This is a genomic window from Serratia proteamaculans (genome assembly GCF_013337185.1).
GTDB lineage: Bacteria > Pseudomonadota > Gammaproteobacteria > Enterobacterales > Enterobacteriaceae > Serratia > Serratia proteamaculans_D.
This window is the reverse complement of the sequence record NZ_SWDE01000004.1, coordinates 337,048-361,877: the sequence shown is the minus strand read 5'-3', so window position 1 is coordinate 361,877 and position 24,830 is coordinate 337,048. Positions and strand designations below refer to the sequence as shown.

Here is a 24,830-nt window from a genome sequence, read left to right as displayed (position 1 = left end):
TGTATCAGGTTAATTTATTGTTATTTTTAGCCTCATAGATCGTAAAATATTCTTTCTTGGAATAAAATCCTGTTTTTTATAATCTGCCAACCAATGAGATCGCAAACCGGCATTTTATGAATATAATAAACCAAATTATTGGGTTTAAGTATGACATCACCCCGTTATACCGCCCGGCGAAAAATGGATAGCAAGCAATCTATTTTTCAGCCTAAAAAAACAGATAGGCGTTTGCTTTCTATAGGAATTAAAGCAGGTCTGCGAATAGAGAAAGTTTGTTTTTTCAAAGTAAACAGCAATAGAAATACAGAGGAAGTGCTATGGAAGCGTTATCCCCGAAACAAAAGGAAGTCCGGCAGTTGCAGCAAGCTCTGCTACAAGCGTTATTAACGCAGTCCCCTCAACCCAGCCCTTTCAAAGGGGTACCGCCTCAGCATGAATGGCTGTCAACCAGGCAACTGGCAGACACCATCGATGTCGGGGTTTATCGGGCCAGAAACCTGCTGCTGGAAATGGTCGCAAAAGGTGAAGTTGTGGTCTCCTCTGGCTCGATAAAAAACTCCCTTAGATGGTACCCGGCGGCCATTTTCTCCAGCCATGGCGTCACGATTTAAACCGCCGCTAACCTTATGTTTATCAAAATGAAAAAATAAAACCTCCCGTACCGGGCGGCCTATTTTCATCTGGATAACACCAAGAGCTCAGCAAAATCGTTAGCCACAGATTATTGGAATATTATAGTGAGAAAGACATCCGTTTTATTATTGCGTTGCTGTTTGGCCGCCTCCTTCTTTTTACTGGTTGGCAATGCCAACGCATTTACCTGCAGAACCTCAGATGGCGGACTAATCCCTCCGGGCGGCTCCAACACGCCGGTTGATGTCAGGGTGCGAATCGGCCCGCAGCTGTCCTACGGGAAAAATGAAATTGTTAACGTAAGTCAGGTAACCTGTAAAAACGACGTTGCCAGCTGGTGGGATTACTTAAAAACCGATGCTCCGGCACTGACAATGAATACCGCCATTTTTGGGGCCATTGGCAGCGGTATGACTATTAATGGGATAGATTATAACTCCCCAGTCTCTTCTAATATCAGCGTATTGGATTTGACTGGCCTGCAGACCAGCAGTGTCGCTATCAGGGTGTTTATCGTATTGAACCGTTTCCCTACGCCAGATATCAAGGTCAATAAAGGTGACGTCATCGGTCAAATCAACTTTCGTCAGACGAACAACCAATCAGGCTGTCCACAATGCGGCCCTTATCGCTGGCGCCTGATTGCCGACAACGACGCCTATTTTGTGACAACCAGTTGCACCATCAACAATGGGCAACAAATTAACGTCGCTTTTGACCAAATCAGGCAGGATTACCTGACGCAAAACGTCAGCGACGCACAAATAAAACAGGACAAGGCGCTGAGTTATCAATGTGATGACCAAAGTGCCACCCAGGATATTCTGATTCGCATGGTCAGCGACGCCACCGGATTCTCTAGCGATTTTATTAAAACCAGCAACCCAAACGTCGGTGTTGCCATGGTTTATAAAAATGCGGTCGTTAAACCCAACAACAGCTTTAGAACCCGCATCGTTAATGGCATGGGGAGCGACACCATCACCTTTGTTCCGGTAAAAAACAATGTCCCTTATACCAGTATTGCCACCGGGCCCTTATCAGGTTCAGCCACGCTTATTTTCAGCGCACCTTGAGGCAGAGGCAGATATGATCACCATGAAAAAAAGGCACCCTCACCGCCTTATTTTTGTCTTGTCGATGCTCAGCTTCGCTGCATCGGCCGTAGATCAGGGTACCAAGGTAAACATCACGGCGACCGTGGTAGCCCCTCCTCCCTGTGTGATCAACGAGGGGCGGACTATTGATGTCGACTTCGGTAAGGTCGGGGTAAATAGAATTGACGGCACTCGCTATATGCAACGAGTGGACTACAGCATTAAATGCGAGTTTCTGGACAACACCAGACAGCTAAAGATGAAAATTATGGGCAGTGGGGCGGCTTTTGATGCCAATGTCTTAAACAGCAACATTAGCGGATTGGGCATAAAGTTGCTGGCGGACGGTAAGGCATTCAATATCAATACCCCCTTGAGTATTGATTACACCAAGCCGCCAACCCTGGACGCCGTACCGGTTAAAAGTTCCGCGCTTGCCCTGAAGGACGGCGACTTTACCAGTGGTGCCACGATGCTGGTCGACTATTTTTAAGCTTTTGGCAACGGGGGAATAGATACAGGGCGGCATTCAACGAATGCACCCTGCCCCCAAGCGCGAAAACTCACTTCTGAGCCCGATAGCCCTATCACCCATTTGCCGATGAGATGTTAATATCGACGTTTTTCAGGTAAATAGGCCGAGCATGCCATCTTATTATCTTCGCTGTCTTACCTTGGTTTTCACGCTGATTGTCGGCGTTGGCTCCCCCCTGCTGGCGCAGGCCAGGCCCGATCTGGAGCGTAAAATTGGCGTGACCGTCGCCGATAACCCATCACCTGATTATCAGTTCAGTGATTTACGCTTCAATTCAGCCGATGGCCAGCGCCATTACCGCATCCGCATAGCGCAACCACGCATTGCCCCGCCAGCGGCCGGCTATCCGGTGGTCTACCTGCTGGATGGGAATGCGGTGCTGATGGAATTGAATGCCAGCTTATTGGCCCGGCTTGCAGCGCAAAAACAGCCGCCGGTATTGGTACTGCTCAGTTATGACAATGATTTGCGTATCGATGCCAATGGCCGCAGCTACGATTACACACCGGCGCCATTACAAACCGGTGAGATGCGGGCCAATGGTGGCGCAGATGCCTTTTTGAAACTGATCGAAAGCCAGATTAAACCGGCAGTGGCGACTAAGGTGGCCATTGACCCTCAACGGCAAACGCTGTGGGGGCACTCTTACGGCGGCCTGTTCGTGCTGCATACGCTGTTAACCCAGCCAACCGCATTCCAAAATTACGTCGCCGTAGAACCTTCACTTTGGTGGGGAAAGGGCTTTATTCTGCAGGAAGCACAGCGGGTTATTGAACGGCATCCCGCCATGTCCGCCCATCTGTGGCTGTGGACCGGCGGCGGTGAGAAAATGCGTAGTGCGCCGCCCAATATCAAACCGCTCCCCGCCGACGCCGCTCAGCGTCTGGCCGAACGGCTGGCGACGCTAAACGGGCTGGCGGTCAATTTCCGGGAATGGCCAGGCCTGGATCACGGCGCCATGTTCAGTGCGGCCATCGCGCCGGCATTGGATGAGATTGCCAAAGGCGACTGAATAACAGCATGCCGATACTCTGGCGATAATCTCAAATGGCTGTTTACGCCAGTCACCCTGTTATCTGCTTTTGTCGAAAACAAACGAAATATGGTCATCGTCCAGATACTTGATCTCAACCTCACAGCCTTGCTGGACCTTTGAAGAGTAAAAGGCAGGAATGGTCTCCTTGCCTTCTACCTGCTTGGTCATCCCCTTTTCATGCCATGACAGGCGGTATTTTATGTTGGTGGTCCCGTTATCATTTGAACTGATGTAATGGACCTCCTCCACCCGAGCCTGAATATCCCGCCCCTGTGTCTGGATTTTATGGTCACGGTTAAACAGATAAACAATATAGGCAATGACGCCTACTGTAAGAATCACTGAAATAATGATCGCAAACTTCATCGATTCGTCCCTTAGCCGAACATGGTCAGACCGTTAAATGATGACATTATCTTCCCGACATGAGCCATCGCATCGATAAAAGCTGCACGCCCTGTGGTGGAGGTAAGATCAAAGGCTGTCTTATCAAATTTCATATTGGTCAACCCGAGCTTGCCGCTCGCAGTCACGCTCATAGAATAGCCTTCCGTAACGATTTTCGCCGCCGTGAAATCAAAGGAAAACATGGAAGCAGACTCTTTATGATCTTTGTATTCAAAAGCATGCGGCGTCTTGATGCTCACTTTTTCCGCACTGTCGATGGTGATCATTTTCGGTGAGGTGATGGATACCCCGCCTTGCACCGTCTGGGTCCAACTGCCCTGAATATCCGTCTTGGCATCCTTGGTGATGGTTTGTACCCGTCCCCCCAGGATTTCGTCAGTCACGTCCTGGGTGACGATATTATGGCGTTTGCCCGTGACCTTGTCATAGCGGTCCCCCTTGAGGAAGGAGTCCATGCCTGCGTCATAGGTGCGGGTCACCTTGCCGGTAACATGTTGATTTTCTGTACCCTCCGTCGTAATACTCCGATTTCCCTTAATGGTTAGCGTTTCCCCGCCGCTGGTAATATCCGACGTCCGGCCATTGGTGATAGTGACCTTTTCGCCGTCTTTAAAGGTTTTGGTTTCCAGTTTGTCGACCGTGGTGGTGCGCGTGCCGTGGAATTGGAAGATAGCGTTGCCGAACACCTCATCCTTCTGGTCTTTTTGGATGGTGGTGGTGCGATTGCCGTCCACGGTCACCGTTTTATCGTTCTCCACCGAAATATTCATATCTTTTTCGGCATGCAGCTGCACCATCTCCGAGCCCGCCTTATCTTCGAAGAACAGGTGGCTGGAATTATCACTGTGGCCATCTTTGGACCGCGTCATAAAGCCCATCATGGTAGCACCGGCGGGCAGCGTCCACGGCGGCATGCAGGCTTCGTTATACACCCGGCCGGTGACCATCGGGCGGTCCGGATCGCCATTGATAAAGTCAATCACCACTTCATCCCCTACACGCGGGATCTGTACGCCGCCAAAGCCCTGACCTGCCCAGGCACTGGAGACTCGCACCCAGCAGGAACTGCTTTCGTCCCCTTTCGCCAGACGATCCCAGTGGAACTTCACCTTCACCCGGCCGTACTTATCGGTCCAGATTGACTCCCCCTGCGGCCCCACCACCCGCGCGGTCTGCGGACCATGGGTCCGCGGCCACGGGGTACGCTGCGCTGAGCGGAACGGCGTGCTCGCCGGGATCACCACAAAATCGGTGCGGTGCACCGCCTCTTCTCCCCCGCTGGCGTAGCTGTTTTCTTCAAAATCGTAACGCGCACTCAGTACCAGATACTCTCCGCCGTCACTGGCAAACGGCGGGTTAAGCAGGGCAAAGGTGCACCCCGGTACGATGCCCAGCGCGGTAGCCGTGGCGTCGATGCGCTGATGCTCCGCCTGCCACTCCTCCTGGCGCACCCGGGCGTAAGTTTCGCCGTGGCTGTGCTCCACGAAGTGCCCCGGCCAATCGTAGTAGTCAATCTGGCCCGGTGAGGGTGAGGTTGGGTTTTGTCGCGCCTGGAACAGCCATGCGTTGGGCTTGCGGAAATCGTAATCGTCGATGCTGTAGATCCCCGGCGTCACCCGCTCGGATATCGCCCACTGGCCGATCCCCTCTTCGCTGGTGCTGCCGCCGGAAGGCGTGGCATGGTAAGGAATAGCCTCATAACCGCTAAACGGCTGATGCTGCTGAGCGGCGTCGTACAGCACCATGGTGTGTTTATCCGACTCGTGGCGGAAAAAGAAATAAATGCCTTCCAGCTCCATCAGGCGCGAAATAAAGTCATAGCTGCTCTCCTGGTACTGCACGCAATATTCCCAATTGCGGTAGTTGCCGGTGAGCTGGTTTTCCATCTGCACGCCATATTCGTCGAGCACCGTTTTGATGATGTCCGGCACCCGCTGATTCTGGAAAATACGCTGGTTGCGGTCCCGCTTCAGCGGCCACAGATCCGACTCCATGGTCAGCGTGTAAACCACGTAACGCTCACCATTAATATCCGCGCTGTGTACGTTGACCCTGGTGATTTTTCCGTTGAGATAGCGTGGCGTAGCGAGCAGCCCCTGAGTAGGGATAGTCAGGGTAATCGGCTGGCCCAGCATGGCCCTGCGGTCCAGACGGGCGTTGGTACTGAGCATCGTCACGCTCAATTCAAATGAGCGCGAAACCACTTCCTCTCCGCCAAGTTTCCAGAACTTCAGCGTTCCCTCACCCGCAGGCGTTGTTGCCGTGATACGGTCAAGCATAGCTTCTTACCCCTATAACTGAGACTGCGTTATGCCGCTCTGCCACTCATGGCGCCAGCATCAGTACTTTGAATTGGCTGGGTACCGCACGTATCCCCACGGCATTGGTTGAATTCTGCAGGCTGACGCTGGTCAGGCGCGTCGCCGGCGTGCCTTTGAGCAGCACGGTAAAGGAACCGGTGAGATGACGCGACGGCCCCATCACGGTGCCTGACGCCACGCCGGTGGCGACACCGGGATTATCCCCGTTGGTCAGCGGTGTCACCGTAGCCATGTTATGAGCAGGCATGCCCATAAACAGAATATTCAGCGCATTGGGGACGGCCGTTGGCCCAAGCGCGATATCCGGATAAGGTATCGGCGTTGGGGTCGGCATCGGCGTCATACAGACATCGGGAAAGGCCAAATCGGTGCCCATCAGTTGACAGTTGGCAAACATCGCGGCCTCCTCAGCCCATATGGATCTGTTCGGCATCCACTTTGGTGATTGCCTTCGAAGTAATAACGGTATTTTGCGCATGCAGACGCGCGTAATCTTCGGCCTGCATATCCAGTTGACCGGCACGTACCTGCTCCGTCTGGCGCGTAGTGCGTAACAGGTTATGGCTCACCTGGGTGATGGTTTGCCAGATTGACTCGGTGTGCTTGCCCACCATGCGCGAAAGGCTTACCCAGGCGGAAAGCTTGTCGCCGCTGTACTGCATTTCGCTGATATGGCAGTCGCCCTGGCTGGCGCTGATGCGCAGCGCTTCGCTGCTGAGGCTGATTTCGCCTCTGCTGCGGATATGCAGATCGCCCGGTACGCTCAGTTCTGCCGTTTCCGGGTTGGCGCGCTCCAGCACCGCCAGCAGCCACACCTGATTATCCACGCTGGTGATAAGCACCAGATCCCCGGTCTGAGGAGCAATAACGCAGCTGGCGGCACGCCGACAGTGCCAGCCGCGCCCTTCACTCTCCACGCTCAGGCTGCCGTTGGAAAAGCAGTGTGTCACCACCCCCGCACTCTGCAGTGGCGGTGCTGCCGCCTGTAGCAATTTGTGATTGATATTGTTCATCTTCTCTCCTTAACGGCGGCTCTGATGCTGAAGGCTCCAGGCCTCGGCAGCCAGTAACTCTTCGTCATATTCAAGGATGCCCCGGCGATCGGAAAAATGGGCCCCCTCCTGCTGCGCCCGGTGGAATCGGGTGCGGGAAAATGTGGCACTGCGGAAATCTGCCCGGCGCAAATCCGCATGGGTAAAGTCGCTGTAGGTCAGGTCGCACAGGGCAAAGTTGCTGTCTTCAGCCTTCACCTGCTGCAAAATGCTCTGGAACAGGCGGCTGTGGCTAAAATCGGCCTGTTGTAACCTGGCGCCGATGAACAACGCCTGATCAAACACACTGCCCTGGCAGTTGGCCCCGGTAAGGTCTGCACTCATAAACAGCGCCTGGCTGGCGTTCACCTTACGGAATTGGGCTTTTCTCAGCGAAGCGCCTTTGAAATTGCACTGCGTCAGCTGCGCCCCGTTGAAGTCCACCGCATCGAGCTGATTATCAGTAAACTGACAGCCGCTAAAGCGCTGCTGGGCATAGCTTTTTCCACGCTGATCGCAGTTGAAGAAGACGGCCCGGTCGAATTGACTGTGGCCCAAACGGGTCGTGCGCAGATCGATATTGAAAAAGGTCGTCAGCAGGCACTGGCACTGTTCCAGCTGCACCTCATCCAGCGAGCACTCGAAGAAAGTGGTGCGTTCCAGCGTGGACTGGTTGAAGGTGCTGCCGAAAAGTGGGCTGCGCATAAATTGACAAGCGTCGAACCTGCTGCGGGAAAAATCGCCGTTGCCCAGCTCACAATGATTAAAAATGCACTGCGCCATTAACGTGTCGCAGGCGCTGATGGCCGTCATTTCACAGTCGTTAAACACGCTCTGCTGCATGTGCGCGCCGCTCAGCTTCACCCCATTCAACAGGCACTCATTAAACACCGTTTCATGCAAATTGGCCGCCTGCAGGTTCGCCCCCTGCAGTGAGACCTCCTGAAAAATTCCGCCGGACAGGTCGCACCCTTGCAGATCGAGACCATCGAGGTGGCAGGCGTTAATCAGCTCGCCATTTTTTATTTTCTGCTGTAGCTCTGCCGCGCTCAGCGTCGTCATGTCAGTTCCTCATCGCGCTTCGGCAGCGTTTTCACCCGGCTGGTATAGGCGTTGTCCAGCCGTGTCTCCCTGTTAATAAAGGATTGTGACAGGTCAGCGCGGAACAGATTGGCACCGGTAAAGTCCGCGCCGCCCAACTGAGTTTTCTGCATCAGTGCGCCCATCAGGTTGGCTCCGGTGAAATTGACCTGGCGGAAATCAGTGCGGATCAACAGGCTCCCGATCAGGTTGGCACGGGTGAAGTTCGCCCTCTGACAGTCCGCCTCGCTGAGATCGCTGTTCTCCACCTTCGCCAACGTAAAGTTCGCCTGCGTGAGTAAAGCCTGGCGCAGGTTGCTTTCTTTCAGCGTCGCTTCGCTAAAGTCCGCGCCGCTTAAGTCACTCTCCATGACGGCTGCGCAAGTCAGCAGGCTGGCCGCTTTAAACTGGGCGTACGGCAGTTTGCTCTCCACCCAGTTACAGCTCTCCAGCCACGCACCGTTGAAGACCGCCGCCTGCAACTCGCACTGTTGGAATACGGTCTTATGCAACCTGGCCTCGCTGAAATCGAGCTGCGGCAGCGTTAAATTCATAACGATACACTCCTCCAGCTCGGCACGATGGAAACGGCAGTGGCTGATACCGACCTGGGGCAGCAACAGCGTTTTTAGTCTGGCACGGCTGAAGTCACAGTCTTCAAACAGGGCGTCTTCCAGTTGGGTTTCCGTCAGGTTGGCACCGCTAAAATCGGTCTGCCGACACTGTGCCAACGCCAGACTGGCTTTGGTCAGATTACATTCACGCAGCGAACTGTTGCACAAATCGGCCCGCGCCAGCATCGCCTCGCTAAAATCAGCGCCGTCCAGCTGACAACCGCTGAGATCGGCGCTTTCCAGCAACGCCTTACGGAAATTAGCGCCACGAAAATCCATGCCGGAGAGATCCGCGCCGGTGAAATCCAACTCGCTAAAGTCCCCTCCGCACGCCATGGTGTTCGAAGCACGCTGGCGAATAATTCGGGCAATGTCACCCGTCATGCGTTTCGCCGGCGGTTGATGCTGGACTGCCATCAGATACATCTGGTGCAGCGATTCGCGGCTCTGCGCCAGTTTCTTCGCCGTCATGCTGTCCGCATGTTGATGCAGCATTTCCTGCATACGGTGCATGGATTCCGGGCCACGCGGCCGATTATCTGGTTTGGCCCCCTGGCGGGCTTCCACCTCAGCCTGACGCGCCTCGGCCTGCGCTTTCATCTCCTCAGCCTGGCGCTCCAGTCGTTCGACAAACTCCGGCAGTTCATCCAGCTTCGGCATCTTTGGCAGCGAAGTCTCCGCCAGTAACTCATTAACATCCCGCCCTTCAGCCTCAAGCCTGGCGCGGTGCTGTTCGCGTATTTGACTTACCCGGTTTTGCATATTGTTTTGCATCGGGCTGTCTGTTTGCTGCATTTCGCTGTCAATCCAGGAACCGATCAGCTCTTCCGGCAACAAATCTTTTTCACGGAAGGCAAACAGCGCGCCCTTCCCTTTATCCAGCCGCTGGGCCAGCACCTTGCGATAGTGGTTGGCCGAACGAGTCGCGCCGTTTTTCTCCAGCGCCGGCATGAGATGCAGCACATCCGCCGCATCATCCTCGTTAATGCGGCAACTGCCCTGCCAGATCAGCATCATCTGTTCCCGATGCGGGAAGAACCAGACCGTGGTGGCACGCAGCGCAATCTCTTCAAACAGCGTTTCGTCCCCGCGCTGACGATTGATAAAACAGCGCGCCCGCCATGGCGGCAATTTGCCCGACTGTAGCGCTTTCTCCGGATGCATATTCCAGATGCGCCACTCGGCCTCGGACGGCAGCTCATCTTGTTCCGGCCACCATTGATCCGGGCTGGCAGCATTGAATACACGCCAGTCGGCGTCGCGGGCCAGGCCTGGAAAATCATTATTCAGCCAGTTGGCATCATAGGCTTTGCCCATGCGCTTAAAACGACGCGGCCAGCTCATGTCCAGCGGCCCAAAGCTTACCGGTTCAGGCTGCTGCCGCTGGGAGGTCATACGCTGATGTGGCGGTTCGATATTCGGCAGGCGACGATAAGCCACGCCGTTGTGCTGCTCTTCCACGGCGCCAATACCATGAGGATTTTCTTCGTGTCCTGCGCCGCCAAAAGCCCGGCTCCAGTCGAGGCGCATCGACTCAAAATGGCGTGGCGGGGTCGGCTGCGAACCAGACCAGAAACGATCGCCAAAAGCCAACAGGGTCTTGCTGAGACTCCCCACGTCAATACGCACTGCGCAGCTGTTTTTTTCCTTCTGATGATGGGTATAAGCATTCCCCGTCGCCAGAAATTCAGCCCGGACTTTCGGGATGGCCACATCAATGACGCCGCCGCTGGTTTGCAGTTCTTCCGCCGCCAGTTGCCATAATTCCACTTCCGGACGCAGCTGGGGCGTTGCGCCCATATCCAGCAGTGCCATCACTGAGACGCCCAGATAATTTTTACCCTGCTGGCGAAAAGGTCGATTTAATACGCTCAGACGCAGCGGCTTAATAATCTTCATATAATGCGCCTTTAGGCAGCCAGTTAATGAACGCGATTAAAAAAAGGGATAATACATCTGCCTAGTTTTCTATCTCATTAACCGAATGAGTGCAAGATGGAGCCAGGAATGATTATTCCCCTGGACCAGATAATAAAAGATATTTATTACAATAAGTCATTCAGGGTGGGTGAACCTCTTCCTTCCCAGCCCAAGCGCCAGCAGGGCTGGCGTTCTCTGGCTTTCGGCCCTGGGCGCTAGTGATGGCACGGTAATCTTTGAAATTAAGATTATTCTTAATTAGTGATGTTTTCCTGCTATTTTTTTGCATTAATCAAAAGTAGCTTCTATTACTAATAAGCGTCAATCCGTTATATTCAAAATAATAATATAGTGCGATATGGCTATTGAGATGAGTTTTAAACTGGAAGGCGTGGCGGAAAATCAAAGAATGGGATCATACAGCCTTTAGGCCCTAATCGATAAAGCCATACTGGTTAATTTAAATACGACAAACTGCATTAAGCCGTTGATGTTCTCCCCGCATTAAAACAACAAAATAGCATCCCCCCTCTGACAAGTCGCCGATAAGGCCTGCTCTTTTTCCGTCGAAGACCGACGGCAGATTTTCACACGGATTGACCAGAAGGCTGAAGATAGCGGCTCCCCTTTGGCAAGTTGACTTGCTCTACCGGTGGAGCCTGAATAGCTAATGTATTTCCTGGATGAGGCCCTGGTGAGGCACAATAGGAATAGATTGACTGAGCAAGGCTAACCGCTATTTATTACCGCGTATTACGCTATTTTCTAGCCTCGTCACAGTTAATATAAACGTTTGGCCCCCTGACGGGAACGGGTGAAAAACACCCTTGTAATACATTACGAAAAGTGATAGTTAAACCCGTTGGCAAGGCCCGAATTGATTGCCATAAGACATTATTATCACAGGGAATTATATCACATCCATGAAAATCAATATTACCGACCAGCCAAATCCGCAAGATGAAGAGTTCGTTATCGACAGCCTTTGGGCTCATAATGAAAAAACCGAACACGTTGATATCCACCCCTTGTTCCTGACCGTGACCGATGATGAAGGTAAAATCGTTGCCGGACTGGTTGCCAGAACCTGGTGGGGCGGGCTTGAAGTGCAATATCTTTGGGTCAGCGACCAGCATCGTAAAAACGGCTATGGCCGCCAACTGATGCTCCAGGCAGAAGAAGAAGCCAGGAAGCGCGGCTGCCACATGGCCTATGTCGATACCTTCGACTTCCAGGCCCGCGGCTTTTACGAAAAACTGGGCTATCAGCTGTACGGCAACCTGGGCGGCTATGCCAAAAAGCATACGCGCCACTACCTGGCAAAAGAGATTTAATCCGGTTGTCACCGGTGAGGTCAGAATGGATTCGCCCGATAAAAATAATGAATTCTATTTGAAAGGTCTGATTGCCATGATGGAGCACTTGAGTGAGCCATGGGGCATTAAGGATCTGGCATCCCGTCATATTTACATGAACCATGCCGCCTACCTCTATACCAACACGCCACTTGATTTTGATGTGGCCGGTAAGCTGGACGACGAGTTTCCCGCCGACTGGGCCGAGTGCGCGGCCGATTTTGTAGAACACGACAAAATGACAGAGGTCTCGCGAGAACGGGTTGCGGTGATAGAAACGCATTATTGGTACGGGAAAGACAGTCTGACCCCGTTTATCAGCGAAAAACTGCCGATCTACAACGATAAAAAAGAAGTGGTTGGGGTGATGTGGAACGCCAAACCGCTCAACACCCTATCTCCGCTGAAATTTATCAATCAACAAAAACCCAGCGTGCTGACCACAGAAACCAATAGCACTATTTTCACCCGGGCCGAACTTGACGTGATATTTTTAATGTTGCAACGGCTGTCGGTGAAAGAGATCGCCAAAATATACAACATCAGCAATAAAACCATAGAAAACAGAATATATAACATCTATCAAAAATCTGACGTCCATACACAGCAGCAGTTTGAAGAATTTTGCAAATATGCGCATCTGGACAATTACATTCCCGATCGCCTGATAGCTAAGGGCATTCAGTTTATTTAATAGCAAGGAATACCTCACCGTGATCAAAATTGAAGACTATCCGTTAACCCGGGTACCTCAGGATAAAAGAGTCTCGTTTTTAAGCGTGGCCATTGTGCATATGGGCATGCTGACCGCGCTGGATCAGTTTATGCTGGGCGCCGTATTGGGCCACTCAATGACACTGTTCGATGCCTTTACCGCCATTTTCGTCGGCAGCCTGATCTTTGGCGTAGTGACCTACGGCCTGGGGCTGGCGGGGATGCGCGAAGGGATCTCCGGCAGCCTGCTGGCCCGCTGGTGCGGTTTTGGCCGACTGGGTTCGGTACTGATCGGCGTGGTGGTGGCCGTCAGCCTGCTGGGCTGGTTTGGCATACAGAACGCCATCTTCGCCAAGTCGCTGGATTTCGCACTGGGCAATAAGCTGGGCTTTGGCCTGGCGGCCGGTCTGTCCGGTACCCTGCTGACCATACTGGTGGCCTTTGGCTTTAAGGCATTGCGTATCGCCGCCCGAATTGCGGTACCGATGTTTATTATGCTGGTAGCCTATATCTCTTACATCACCCTCACCGGCCATAATCTGCCGGAGATTATTAAATTAATGCCGCCAGGCGATCCGCTGTCGATCAGTGCCGGCATCACCATCGTGGTCGGTGGCGCCATCGTTGCCAGCCTGATGACCCCCGATCTGACGCGTTATTCCAAAAACGGCAAGCACGTACTTGGCGTAACCATTCTCACCATTGTCGCCGGGGAGTTCGTGGTTAACGGTCTGGCGCTGCTGATCGCCAAAACGCTCGGCACGGCAGACGTCGTGACCATCATGTCACAGGTCGCCGGGGGGGCAGGCCTGCTGGTGGTAGTGTTCTCCACCTTAAGGGTCAATGACCTTAACCTGTACTCATCTTCACTGGGCATCGTCAACGCGGTTGAAGGCATGACCGGGAAAAGGCTGAAATACACCGCCACCACGCTGGTGATTGGCGTGTTGGGCACCACGCTTTCGGTATTGGGGATCCTGGATCGGTTCGTCGACTTCCTGACGGTGCTGGGCGTGGTGTTCCCGCCGATTATCGGCGTGATGCTGGTGGATTATTACTTGCTGCGCACTCACCGTAAAATTCTCGATGACAGCCGCCGGGAAGGCAAACTGCCCGACCAGACGCCGACCATTGGCTGGGCAGCGATCGTCGCCAGCATTGCCGGCAGCATCGTCGGGTTGGTGACCGAATGGGGCGTGCCGACCATCAACTCATTGCTGGCCGCCAGCCTGTTGTATTGGGTATTCAAGTTGGCGCTGAATCGTGCTCAGAAACCGGCCCCAGCGCAAAGCTGATCCGGCTGCAAGCGACGAAATGCGATTACCACTCTCCTGCAAAAGGTGAGTGGTAATACGATAAAATGGGGATCTGGCGGACTGAAAACTGCGGTTTTAAAACTGAGACCTAATTGGAATTCCCTGGTGTCGGTAGCTAAAACATCCTTTAATACCCAGAGAATGGAAACGCCTCCCTCCCTGAGCTTTTTATTATAGAAGTTGTCAGACAATCGTTTATTAACCGTTTTGACCGTCAAGAAACACTTCAGTATGAGTGAACAGTAGCTCACAAAATCCACCGTGGTCAACACAAAAGTAGACACAAAACCCACTTTTGTGTTCACTTTTAGGAGCTGACCATCTAAGCGATTGATTTGTATTCAGTTACCTTTATTCCACTTTGCTCCTAACAGGGTGGAAGCATCATTGGGTGTAATACCCGGCAGTTGAACATACGTTTTCAAAGATTAATCAGCCGGTTACCGCCCCGCTTCCGGTGTCAGTTCTGGACAATATCAGCGCGTGCGATATAGTAAAGCCGGCCAGAATATTGTAAGGAATGCTTATGAAGACCACTAACGCCCAGCGCAAAAGCAACATCATTAAGAATATTGAATATCTGATGCGCACCCGCGGCGAAACCAAGGCATCCTTCTCTAACCGTACTGGCCTGACACGCACCACTATCTACAAGATCCTCGATGGACGGGTCAACAACGTGCAGCAAGCCACGGTTAACCGGATATCAGATTTCTTTGGCGTTTCCTGCGAAGAAATCGAAGACTATGATCTGGAAAAGCTGGAGCTGCTCAATGAAACCCTGTCCACCGAAGGCAATAAAAACCCTTCCGCAATTCCTGTTATTCCGCAGTCGCGTTATTTAGCAACTGCCGACAAGAAGATCGGCCAACTGGTCACAGAGTTCCCTTTGACTTATTTCTTCGGCGATGAGTCAAATATGGTAGCAATGCGAATAGAGACCGAAATAAAAGGTTCATTTATTCCAGGCGAGGTCATTATTATAAAACGCCCGCCGGTATTAGTTTGCGATTCGCCTTTATTGTATCACTCGGGAAAATACGGCTTCTTTGTGGTTAATGACAAAGAAGAAAATAGCATGGAGAAAAATCATCAGGATACCGTGCAATTCCTGGGTTATATCATTGGAGAAAGGCTATAAATGGAACCGAATCAAAAGTTCAAGCTATTGGGCTTTACCCGGCATGGCACTCTGGCTGCCAATGTCATGGTATTAGCCACCGGCAAAACCATTACCATGGGGCTCAATGAGCTGGCCGACAGCGACATATCGGAAGATTTGAGCCGACATGAGCTACAGGCGCTGTATCGCAAAATCTACGGCAACAACCAGCAGCAAACCGCCTATGAGCTCAGCGATCGCCATGAAAGATCCTGGTACGCCTATCTGATCATTACCGTGGCGCTCAGCGTAATTTATATCTTCTCAACCCTGTGTGGCGTCAAGCCGATTGAAATTGCAGCGTTGAACATCATCACTCCCCCGGCGATATTTATTTATCCCCTGACCTTTATCCTGGTGGATATTCTGAACGAATTTTATGGGCTGCGGCTAGCCAGGCGCACCATTATCATCTCGTTTATGGCCAACCTGATTTTTGTGCTGGGCGTTTGGGCAACCACGTTGGTACCGAGCATTCCACAGTGGGAGTTCAGCAAGACTTATGACGGTATCGTCCACAGCATCATGGCGGTGCTGGTGGCCTCATCTGCCGCCTATTTAATCTCCGAGAACGTCAACTCCTACCTGCTGTGCAAAATCAAAGAGCTGACCAACTCTCGCTATCTATTTGTAAGGGTGATCACCAGCACCGTGGTGGCCTCGGCCATCGACAGCGTGGTGTTCTGTACCCTGGCGTTCTACAACGTTTTGAGCTGGGACATCATCAAAATCATGATCCTGTCGCAGTTCCTGATTAAGGTGGTCTACGCCCTGGTGGGTGTCGGGCCGATATACGCCGCCCGGAGCCTGTTTAACCGTTATATCAATACCGATCTTGCAAGGAGCAATGAATATGCATATCAAAAAACAAGATAAAATCACCCATCTTGGCGCCAACTCCGATTACCCGGACCAGTATGCTCCCGAATTGCTCGAAGCCCTGCCGCGCGCACGCGGTCGCGATTTGATCGGCGTGGATGAACAGCAACTGCCGTTCCACGGTTTTGACCTGTGGACCGCCTTCGAACTTTCCTGGCTCAACGCCAAAGGCAAGCCGGTGGTGGGCATTGGTGAATTTACCCTGCCCCATTCGTCCACCAACCTGATCGAGTCCAAGTCCTTCAAGCTGTATCTCAACAGCTTTAACCAGACGCGCTTCGACAGCGTGGAACAGGTCAGAGCCGCGATGCAAAAAGATCTGTCGCAGGCCGCCAATGGTCAGGTTGGGGTGAAGCTGTATCCGGGGTTAGACGGTTATTCAGCGCAGATCGACGCCCTGCCGGGCATCAATATCGATGACCTGGATATCGCCGTGGATGACTTTGATTTCAAACCGGAATATCTGATTGGTGCCACCAGCGAACAGGCGGAAATGGTGACGGAGACGCTGTCGTCCAACCTGCTGAAATCCAACTGTCTGGTGACCAATCAGCCGGACTGGGGCAGCGTGGTGATCCACTATCAGGGCCGTAAAATCGATCGCGAGCGCCTGCTGCGCTACCTGATCTCCTTCCGCCAGCATAATGAGTTCCACGAGCAGTGTGTCGAGCGTATTTTCAACGACATCAAACAAAGCTGCCAACCGGAGAAACTCAGCGTGTTCGCCCGCTATACGCGTCGCGGCGGTCTGGACATCAACCCGTTCCGCAGTGATTTCGAAACGGCGCCGACCCTGGGTCGTTTGATCAGGCAATAAGCATTCATCTTGTCATGCCCCCGCCCGGGGGCATTATTTTCTCCGTCATCTCTTTGTTATTTTTCGCCATTACCGTCGTTAACAACTATCTTCAAAACAACCCTCAGGGAGATTAACGACGCATGCCTGATTTTTCGCGCAGAGAAATACTGCGGGCTGCCGCCATCGGATCGGCTTTTTCACTGTTACCCGCCTCGATCCGCAAAGCGCTGGCCATCCCCGCCAATAACCGCACCGGCACCCTTAACGATGTCGAACACGTGGTGATCCTGATGCAGGAAAACCGCTCTTTCGACCATTACTTCGGCACCTTGCCCGGCGTGCGCGGCTTTAGCGATCGCATAACCATTCCTTTGCCCGGCGGCCGTCACGTCTGGCAGCAGCAAGGGGAAAATCGGCTGGTACTGCCCTATCATCTCGACAGCAAGCGCGGCAATGCCCAACGGGTCAGCGGCACGCCGCATTCGTGGGTCGATGAACAATCTGCCTGGGATAACGGCCGTATGAGCGCCTGGCCGACCTACAAAACGCCCACCTCAATGGGCTATTACCGTCGGCACGAACTGCCGTTCCAGTTTGCGCTGGCCGAAACCTTCACCCTATGCGACGCCTATCATTGCTCGATCCACGCCGGGACCAACACCAACCGCCTGTTCCACTGGACCGGCACCAATGGCCCGACGGCGGCCGAGGTCGCGGTGGTGGTCAACGAGTGGGACAGCCCCGGCCCGGCGGAAGTCGGCTACCAGTGGCAGACCTTTCCGGAGCGGCTGGAGGCCAGCGGCGTCAGTTGGAAGGTCTATCAGTTTTTACCTGATAACTTCACCGACAACCCACTGGCGGGATTCCGCCAGTACCGTGCCGCCAGCGTCAAGGTCGGCAACCCGGCACAGCCACCAAAGGACTTCACCGCCTTTGTCCCCTATCGCGATGAGCTGAACGCTGAAGCCCCACTGTACAAGGGCAATGGCAATACGCTGCCGGCAGCCGACGGCAACGATCTGGACGCGATGCTGAACGGCTTTCGCAATGACGTTCAGCAGGGCAAACTGCCGCAGGTGAGCTGGATTATCGCCCCGGCGGCCTACTCGGAACACCCCGGGCCCTCCAGCCCGGTGCAGGGCGGCTGGTTTACCCAGGAAATCCTCAATGCGCTGACGGATAACCCAGAGGTGTGGAGCAAGACCGTGCTGCTGGTCAATTACGACGAAAACGACGGTTTCTTCGACCATATGCCTTCGCCCTCGGCGCCGTCACTGCGCGAAGATGGCAGTTTCGCCGGTAAATCGACGGTGCCGTTCGACAGTGAAATCTTCCAGCACGTTGCCCCACCCGGTTCTCAGGAGCAACCCCCACCGGATGGCCGCATTTACGGCCCTGGGCCACGGGTACCGATGTTGGTGCTATCGCCCTGGAGCCGTGGCGGCTGGGTCAATTCACAGGTATTCGACCACACCTCGGTACTGCAATTTTTGGAGAAACGCTTCCAGGTGCATGAACCGAACATCAGCGCCTGGCGACGGGCGGTCTGTGGTGACCTCACTTCGGCCTTCAACTTTGTCGACCCCAATGAGGAAACCTTGCCACGTCTACCCGCCACCAGCCGCCACGCCGCCGATAACCTGCGCCAGCGACAGGAACAGTTACCGCAGGTGCCCTTGCCGCCGGTAGACAAGCAACAGTTACCGCATCAGTCGCGACTGGCGCGCCCATCGCGTGCGCTGCCTTACCAGCTGCACGTTGAGGCCAGCAGCAACCCCGAGCAAAAAATGCTGACGCTCAACCTGTACAACACTGGCGAACAGGGCGCGGTCTTTCATGTGTATGACCTGCTGAGTCTTGAGCAAATCCCACGGCGCTATACCGTCGAGGCGGGTAAAGCGGTCAGCGATCACTGGCTAACGGCAGATCGTTACCACCTGTGGTTGCTCGGCCCCAACGGTTTCCATCGTGAGCTGGGTGGCAGCGTTCTGCAGCCGCAGCCGGAAGCGCAACTCACCCCGCACGGCGACTATTTATCGCTAACGCTAACCAACGCGGGTAGCCAGGCGACAACGGTGACCCTCGCCCGCTGTCCTTATACGCAACAAGGCCCCTGGCAGATTGAACTGCCGGCGGGTGGCCGCCATCAGCAGGCCTTTGCTACCCAGGCCAGCGGTGGCTGGTACGATTTGTCTCTACAGGACTCACATGGCTGGCAACGCCGACTGGCAGGTCGGCTGGAGAACGGCAACCACAGCGTCAGCGATCCGTTGATGGGCAAAGCCTGAGATAGCCGCGCAGGAACGCTCAAAGGGGGATGCTCTGTAACAGGGCGCCCTTTTATCGGCAATACAAGCGGAACAGGCGCGCCAGGTGTGCGCCCATCGGCGTCAGCGTAGTGTCTTTACGCTGGATCAGATAAAACGTCGCCTTGGGCAGGCTCTCCTCCAGCGCCAGCGGCACCAGATGTTTACCCAATATCGGATCGGAAATCACGTCCACCGACAGAATGCTGACAAAGTCGCTCTGCGCCACCAGGCTGGTGCAGGCCATAAAAGTCTCGCAGGTGACGCTGATAGACGGCGCCATTCCCAAATCCCCGAACAAGTCGTGCAACAGCCGGTAGTAGCTGCCTTTGGGCGTCGGCATGGTCCAGTCGCAGTGCTGCAACTGCCTGAGTGACGTCGCCCCCTCCATCGGGTGCCCCTTGCGCACCACCACCTTGTACTCTTTCTCCATCAACCGCTCGTACTGCAATTCATTGTCCAGGCTGCTGGGGTAATAGGTATTGACGGTGAAATCCAGTTCCCCCTGGCGCAGTTCCGGGATCATTGACACCAGTTGCCCTTCGACAATCCGCACTTTGACCTTTGGGTATTCACGGTGGAACTGATTGATCACCTGCGGCATCACGGTGCGCGCAATGCTGCCGCCGACGCCGATATTCACTGAGCCGCCCGCCAGCCCCAGCCGTTGCTGGATATCCTCCTGCGCCACCCGCAGCTCTTCGAGGATCAGACTGGCATGCTGGAAAAAGTTATCGCCGCAGTCGGTCAGCACTACGCCCTGGCTACGGCGGATAAACAGCTTGGCCCCCAGCACCGTCTCCAGCTCCTGAATCGACTTGGTCAGCGCAGGCTGCGAAAGCTGTGAGGTCCGGCTGGCGGCGCGAATGCTGCCCTGACGACTGACTTCTACAAACGCACGTAATTGGTGCAATTTTATTGAGGCGGGCATAGGCGAAAGGTGATAACCGTTGTTTATCAATAGCAAGATATTGGCATCTTATTTAGCCCGATTCCATTGTGTACATTCGAAAAAAACATAATAAATAACCAAATTCTTATTTCGCTTAATTAAACGCATTTTCTGCGCCAATAAGCGCATTTCACGGCAGTTAGTCACTAAATACGTCTTTTTCATTAAACAGTTCCACCGTCTGACTTCTGTTCAGCGCACCACTGCTGCCCGGCGTTTGCCTGGGCGCGATAACCAATGAGATCTCCCAATGAATAATCCGCTTTCGATGTTGGTGTCAGATTTATCTCCGCAACTGCAGGCCTGGCGCCGCGATTTTCACCGCTATGCCGAATCCGGCTGGTTTGAGTTCCGCACCGCCACGCTGGTGGCGGAAGAGTTGGATCGGCTGGGCTACCGCCTGCAGCTGGGGCGCGAAGTCATTAATGCCGATGCCCGCATGGGGTTGCCTTCCGCCGAAGCTCTGCAACAACAGGAGCAGCGCGCCCGCGAGCAGGGGGCACTGGAGAAGTGGTTACCGCACTTTTCCGGCGGCTTCGCCGGTATTGTCGCCACGTTGGACACCGGTCGCCCCGGCCCGGTGATCGCCTATCGCGTTGACATGGATGCACTCGATCTCAACGAAAAGCTGCAGCCGGATCACCTGCCGTTCCGTGAAGGCTTCGCCTCCTGCAACAGCGGCATGATGCATGCATGCGGTCATGACGGCCACACCACCATTGGTCTGGGGCTGGCACGGGTGTTCAAGAGCCTGGAAGCGCAGTTGAGCGGCACCATCAAACTGATTTTCCAACCGGCAGAAGAAGGCACCCGTGGCGCAAAATCCATGGTGGAAGCTGGCGTGGTGGACGACGTTGATTTCTTCACCGCCGTACACATCGGCACCGGCGTACCGGCCGGGGAACTGGTGTGCGGCAGCGACAGCTTTATGGCCACCAGCAAGCTGGACGTCACCTTCCGTGGTGTTGCCTCTCACGCCGGAGCCAAACCGGAGGACGGTCGCAACGCCCTGCTGGCCGCAGCACAGGCTACAGTGGGACTGTACGCCATTCCACGTCACAGCGAGGGCAGCTCACGCATCAACGTCGGCGTGCTGCAGGGCGGAACCGGCCGCAACGTGATTGCCGATCGGGCGTTTATGAAGGTGGAAACCCGCGGGGCCACCAACGCCATCAACCAGTTTGTTTACCAGCAAGCCCTGAACGTGATCGAAGGCGCAGCCAAAATGCACGGCGTGGAATACGACATCGCCCTGATGGGGGCAGCGCAGAGCAGTAAACCAACCCAGCCGTGGGTGGACTACATTCACCGCCAGGCGCTGGAGATAGACGAACTGACTTCGGTAGTCGATCGCCGTGAGCAAGCCGCCGGTTCAGAAGACGCCACTTATATGATGGAGAGGGTGAAATCCCACGGCGGGCAGGCCTCTTACGTGATTTTCGGTACCGAGCTGAGCGCCGGGCACCACAACGAGAAGTTTGATTTTAACGAACAGGTGATGGCAGTAGCGGTAAAAACGCTGGCGTCGCTGGCACTGAACCTGCCGACCTTTGGGAGCAAAGCATGAGTCAGCCGCAACTGTTAGCCTTTATCAATCAGTACATTGACCAACACCAGCCGCAGTTCAGCGCACTGAGTGACAGCATCTGGGATCACCCGGAGACGCGCTTTACCGAAACCTATTCCGCTAATCTGCTGGCCGACGCGCTGGAGCAGGAAGGCTTTAGGCTTGAGCGTGGCGTTGGCGGCATTGAAACCGCGTTTATCGCCAGCTACGGCAGCGGCCAGCCGGTGATTGCACTGCTGGGCGAGTACGACGCGCTCGCCGGACTGAGCCAACAGGCCGGCTGTGCCACCCCGCAGCCGCTGGTGGAAAACGGCAACGGCCACGGCTGCGGCCACAACCTGCTGGGCACCGCCGCGCTGGCGGGAGCATTCGCAGTGAAGGCCTGGATGCAACAGCAGCACCTGACCGGCACCGTGCGTTTCTACGGCTGCCCTGGCGAAGAAGGCGGCTCCGGCAAAACCTTTATGGTGCGCGAAGGCCTGTTCGATGACGTTGATGCCGCCCTCACCTGGCATCCGGAAGGCTTCAGCGGCATGTTCAATACCAGCACTTTGGCCAACATTCAGGCGGCATTTCAGTTCAAGGGTATCGCCGCTCATGCCGCCAACTCACCGCACCTTGGCCGCAGCGCGCTGGATGCGGTAACGCTGATGAACACCGGCGCCAATTTCCTGCGCGAGCACATTGTGCAGGAAGCGCGGCTGCACTATGCCGTCACCAATACCGGCGGCAGTTCGCCCAATGTGGTGCAAGCCGATGCCGAGGTACTGTACCTGATCCGCGCGCCGCAGCTCGATCAGGCGCAGGATATTTACCAACGGGTGATCAACATCGCCAGGGGTGCGGCGCTGATGACCGATACCCAGATGACGGTACGCTTCGACAAGGCGTGTTCCAACTACGTGCCAAACCGCAGCATGGAACAGGTGATGTATCGCTATGTCTGCGACTTCGGCCTGCCGGAATACAGCGAGGCGGAACGCAAATTCGCCGGCGAGATCCGCCAAACGCTGAATAAAGACGAGCTGCGTAATGCCAGACTGAATGTCGCCCGTACCGGCGGCGCGGCTGGCCGCGAGTGGGTGCAGAATTTGGGCGACAAGGTGTTGATGGACCAGGTCGCCCCCTATGTCGCATCCGAAGATCTGCTGTACGGCTCCACCGACGTCGGTGATGTCAGTTGGGTCGCGCCGACCGCCCAGTGCTTCAGTCCGTGCTTCGCGTTCGGAACTCCGCTGCACACCTGGCAACTGGTGGCACAGGGTCGCACTTCCATCGCCCACAAAGGGATGTGCCTGGCCGGTAAGGTGATGGCGGCCACCGCCGTCGAACTGCTGAGTGACAGCGCCCTGCTGGCAGACTGCCGCCGCGAGTTCGAACGCCAGCGCGCCGAACAGCCTTATAGTTGCCCGATCCCTAAAGACATCAAGCCTTCACCGTTAAAGTAACCACCAGGCTGCAAAGGCCCGAAACATCGGGCCAGTAAAAAATTATAATTAAATCAAATAATAAAAAATAAACACAACAGGACAAACACAGAGGGTAGCACAATGAGTGAGGTCACAACTTCAGCCAATAAAAGCCCCGGTCGCGTTTTTTACTGGGTAGAACGCATCGGGAATAAAATCCCCAATCCATTTTTACTGTTCGTCTATTTAATCGTGGTTTTAATGCTGGCCACCGCGCTGTTCTCCTGGCTCGATATGGCGGTAAAAAACCCGGCCACCGGCGAGTTGATCAAGGTGAATAACCTGATGAGCGTGGCGGGCATGCAGTGGATCTTCCCGAATATCATTCATAACTTCAGCAGCTTTGCCCCGCTGGGCGCGATTTTGGCGCTGGTGATCGGTGCCGGGCTGGCCGAAAAGGTCGGGCTGCTACAGGCCTTGATGTACAAGATGGCCTCGCGCGTTAGCGCCCGCTATGCCAGCTATCTGGTGCTGTTTATCGCCTTTTTCAGCCATATCTCTTCCGACGCCGCCCTGGTGGTGATGCCGCCGCTCGGCGCGCTGATGTTTCTGGCGGTGGGCCGTAATCCGATAGCCGGGCTGCTGGCCGCTATTGCCGGGGTCGCCTCCGGTTTTACCGCCAACCTGTTGATCGTGACTACCGACGTACTGCTCTCCGGCATCAGCACCGAGGCCACCAAGGCGGTGGACGCCGCCGTTCACGTCAGCGTGATCGACAACTGGTACTTTATGGCCACCTCGGTGGTGGTACTGACCTTCGCCGGGGCACTGTTGACCGATAAGTTTATCGAACCGCGCCTGCCCAAATGGCAGGGCAGCGCCGAGGACAAAATCGAGGCGCTGACCCCGCTACAGAACCGTGGGCTGATGATGAGCGGTATCGCCGCGCTGATATTCATCGCGATTATCGCCGCCCTGGTGGTGCCGGAAGCAGCCCCGCTACGCGATCCGAAAACCGGCTCGGTGATCCCATCACCGTTTATTAAAGGCATTGTGCCGATCATCATCCTGTTCTTTTTCACCGTCGGCATTACCTACGGCGTGGTCACCAAACAGATCAAGCGACCGGACGATATTCCCAACCACCTGATAGAGCCGATGAAAAGCATGGCCGGCTTTATCGTGATGGTGTTCCCGCTGTCGCAGTTCGTGGCGTTCTTTAACTGGAGCAACATGGGCAAGTTTATGGCCATCGGTCTGACCGATATGCTGGAGGCCGCCGGTATGAGCGGCGCACCGGCGTTTCTCGGGCTGATGTTCCTCTCTGCCTTCCTGTGCATGTTTATCGCCAGCGGCTCCGCCATCTGGTCGATTCTGGCGCCGATTTTTGTGCCAATGTTTATGCTGCTGGGCTTTCATCCGGCATTCGCCCAGATGATTTTCCGCATCGCCGACTCTTCGGTGCTGCCGCTGGCGCCGATGTCGCCCTTCCTGCCGCTGTTCCTCGGCTTCCTGCAGCGTTACCGCAAAGACGCCCAGCTCGGCACCTATTACGTGCTGATCCTACCGTATCCTTTGGTGTTCTTTGCCGTGTGGATTTTGCTGCTACTGGCCTGGTACGCGCTCGGCCTGCCGATTGGCCCAGGGGTCTATCCGAAGATGGGGTAAAGGTTGCCGGCCTCCTTGTATCGGG

General features: G+C 54.7%; 21 protein-coding genes. 14 read left to right on the top strand and 7 right to left on the bottom strand.

Translation table 11 applies throughout. From position 1 onward, the window contains the following. The first annotated feature begins 320 nt into the window (after positions 1-320). From FCL49_RS17830 to FCL49_RS17815, 4 genes are all read left to right on the top strand, one after another. A complete protein-coding gene (locus FCL49_RS17830; RefSeq protein ID WP_174354567.1) occupies positions 321-614 on the top strand; it encodes a hypothetical protein in 294 nt (97 codons plus the stop codon). A gap of 291 nt (positions 615-905) precedes the next feature. Beyond that, positions 906-1,712 (top strand): fimbrial protein, encoded by an 807-nt coding sequence (locus tag FCL49_RS17825; protein ID WP_368040119.1) that lies wholly within the window; start codon positions 906-908, stop codon positions 1,710-1,712. 13 nt (positions 1,713-1,725) lie between these two features. Then, positions 1,726-2,226: a fimbrial protein gene (locus FCL49_RS17820; RefSeq protein ID WP_174354566.1), complete on the top strand. Its 501-nt coding sequence runs from the start codon at positions 1,726-1,728 to the stop codon at positions 2,224-2,226. Positions 2,227-2,377: 151 nt separating this feature from the next. Next, the gene (locus FCL49_RS17815; protein WP_174354565.1) at positions 2,378-3,280 is read left to right on the top strand and encodes an alpha/beta hydrolase; all 903 of its coding nucleotides are present in this window, start codon (positions 2,378-2,380) and stop codon (positions 3,278-3,280) included. A gap of 60 nt (positions 3,281-3,340) precedes the next feature. Here FCL49_RS17815 and FCL49_RS17810 read toward each other — a convergent pair whose 3' ends face one another. From FCL49_RS17810 to FCL49_RS17785, 6 genes are read right to left on the bottom strand one after another with little or no spacing between them, the layout of a single operon-like run. Continuing rightward, complete coding sequence (locus FCL49_RS17810) at positions 3,341-3,670, bottom strand: hypothetical protein (protein WP_174354564.1); 330 nt, start codon at positions 3,668-3,670, stop codon at positions 3,341-3,343. A gap of 11 nt (positions 3,671-3,681) precedes the next feature. Further along, positions 3,682-5,991, bottom strand: coding sequence for a type VI secretion system Vgr family protein (locus FCL49_RS17805; RefSeq protein WP_174354563.1), 2,310 nt, complete (start codon positions 5,989-5,991; stop codon positions 3,682-3,684). A 46-nt stretch (positions 5,992-6,037) separates the two neighbouring features. Then, complete coding sequence (locus FCL49_RS17800) at positions 6,038-6,430, bottom strand: DUF4150 domain-containing protein (protein ID WP_012146887.1); 393 nt, start codon at positions 6,428-6,430, stop codon at positions 6,038-6,040. 10 nt (positions 6,431-6,440) lie between these two features. Then, the gene (locus FCL49_RS17795; protein ID WP_174354562.1) at positions 6,441-7,046 is read right to left on the bottom strand and encodes a DUF3540 domain-containing protein; all 606 of its coding nucleotides are present in this window, start codon (positions 7,044-7,046) and stop codon (positions 6,441-6,443) included. Between the two features lie 9 nt (positions 7,047-7,055). After that, entirely contained in the window at positions 7,056-8,126 is a 1,071-nt protein-coding gene (locus FCL49_RS17790) for a pentapeptide repeat-containing protein (protein ID WP_174354561.1), read from the bottom strand. Next, positions 8,123-10,657 carry a DUF2169 family type VI secretion system accessory protein gene (locus FCL49_RS17785; RefSeq protein ID WP_174354560.1) on the bottom strand — a complete coding sequence of 845 codons (2,535 nt, stop codon included), beginning with the start codon at positions 10,655-10,657 and terminating at the stop codon, positions 8,123-8,125. Before FCL49_RS17785 ends, FCL49_RS17790 begins: the two co-directional genes overlap by 4 nt. Before the next feature lie 944 nt (positions 10,658-11,601). Here FCL49_RS17785 and FCL49_RS17780 point away from each other — a divergent pair. The 7 genes from FCL49_RS17780 (at position 11,602) to FCL49_RS17750 (ending at position 19,191) form a co-directional block, all read left to right on the top strand. Beyond that, positions 11,602-12,012 (top strand): GNAT family N-acetyltransferase, encoded by a 411-nt coding sequence (locus FCL49_RS17780; protein ID WP_174354559.1) that lies wholly within the window; start codon positions 11,602-11,604, stop codon positions 12,010-12,012. A gap of 25 nt (positions 12,013-12,037) precedes the next feature. After that, complete coding sequence (locus FCL49_RS17775) at positions 12,038-12,727, top strand: helix-turn-helix transcriptional regulator (protein ID WP_135318036.1); 690 nt, start codon at positions 12,038-12,040, stop codon at positions 12,725-12,727. A gap of 19 nt (positions 12,728-12,746) precedes the next feature. Then, positions 12,747-14,042 carry a cytosine permease gene (locus FCL49_RS17770; protein ID WP_174354558.1) on the top strand — a complete coding sequence of 432 codons (1,296 nt, stop codon included), beginning with the start codon at positions 12,747-12,749 and terminating at the stop codon, positions 14,040-14,042. 547 nt (positions 14,043-14,589) lie between these two features. Beyond that, complete coding sequence (locus FCL49_RS17765; RefSeq protein ID WP_174354557.1) at positions 14,590-15,204, top strand: helix-turn-helix domain-containing protein; 615 nt, start codon at positions 14,590-14,592, stop codon at positions 15,202-15,204. Further along, complete coding sequence (locus FCL49_RS17760) at positions 15,205-16,101, top strand: queuosine precursor transporter (protein ID WP_135318039.1); 897 nt, start codon at positions 15,205-15,207, stop codon at positions 16,099-16,101. Beyond that, positions 16,079-16,921: an NADPH-dependent 7-cyano-7-deazaguanine reductase QueF gene (gene queF / locus FCL49_RS17755; RefSeq protein ID WP_174354556.1), complete on the top strand. Its 843-nt coding sequence runs from the start codon at positions 16,079-16,081 to the stop codon at positions 16,919-16,921. The genes FCL49_RS17760 and queF overlap by 23 nt, the downstream gene beginning before the upstream one ends. A gap of 122 nt (positions 16,922-17,043) precedes the next feature. Continuing rightward, positions 17,044-19,191, top strand: coding sequence for a phosphocholine-specific phospholipase C (locus FCL49_RS17750; protein ID WP_174354555.1), 2,148 nt, complete (start codon positions 17,044-17,046; stop codon positions 19,189-19,191). A 52-nt stretch (positions 19,192-19,243) separates the two neighbouring features. Here the strand turns inward: FCL49_RS17750 and FCL49_RS17745 are convergent, their stop codons facing one another. Continuing rightward, on the bottom strand, positions 19,244-20,140 hold the full coding sequence (locus tag FCL49_RS17745; protein WP_012146898.1) for a LysR family transcriptional regulator: 897 nt from the start codon (positions 20,138-20,140) through the stop codon (positions 19,244-19,246). A 271-nt stretch (positions 20,141-20,411) separates the two neighbouring features. On the opposite strand from FCL49_RS17745, the gene FCL49_RS17740 reads away from it, so the two are divergent. The 3 genes from FCL49_RS17740 (at position 20,412) to abgT (ending at position 24,805) form a co-directional block, all read left to right on the top strand. Further along, positions 20,412-21,728: a M20 family metallo-hydrolase gene (locus FCL49_RS17740; RefSeq protein ID WP_174354554.1), complete on the top strand. Its 1,317-nt coding sequence runs from the start codon at positions 20,412-20,414 to the stop codon at positions 21,726-21,728. Continuing rightward, positions 21,725-23,176, top strand: a complete 1,452-nt coding sequence (locus FCL49_RS17735) for a M20 family metallopeptidase (RefSeq protein WP_174354553.1) — start codon at positions 21,725-21,727, stop codon at positions 23,174-23,176. The genes FCL49_RS17740 and FCL49_RS17735 overlap by 4 nt, the downstream gene beginning before the upstream one ends. A gap of 102 nt (positions 23,177-23,278) precedes the next feature. Next, on the top strand, positions 23,279-24,805 hold the full coding sequence (gene abgT, locus FCL49_RS17730; RefSeq protein ID WP_174354552.1) for a p-aminobenzoyl-glutamate transporter: 1,527 nt from the start codon (positions 23,279-23,281) through the stop codon (positions 24,803-24,805). Positions 24,806-24,830: the final 25 nt, after the last annotated feature.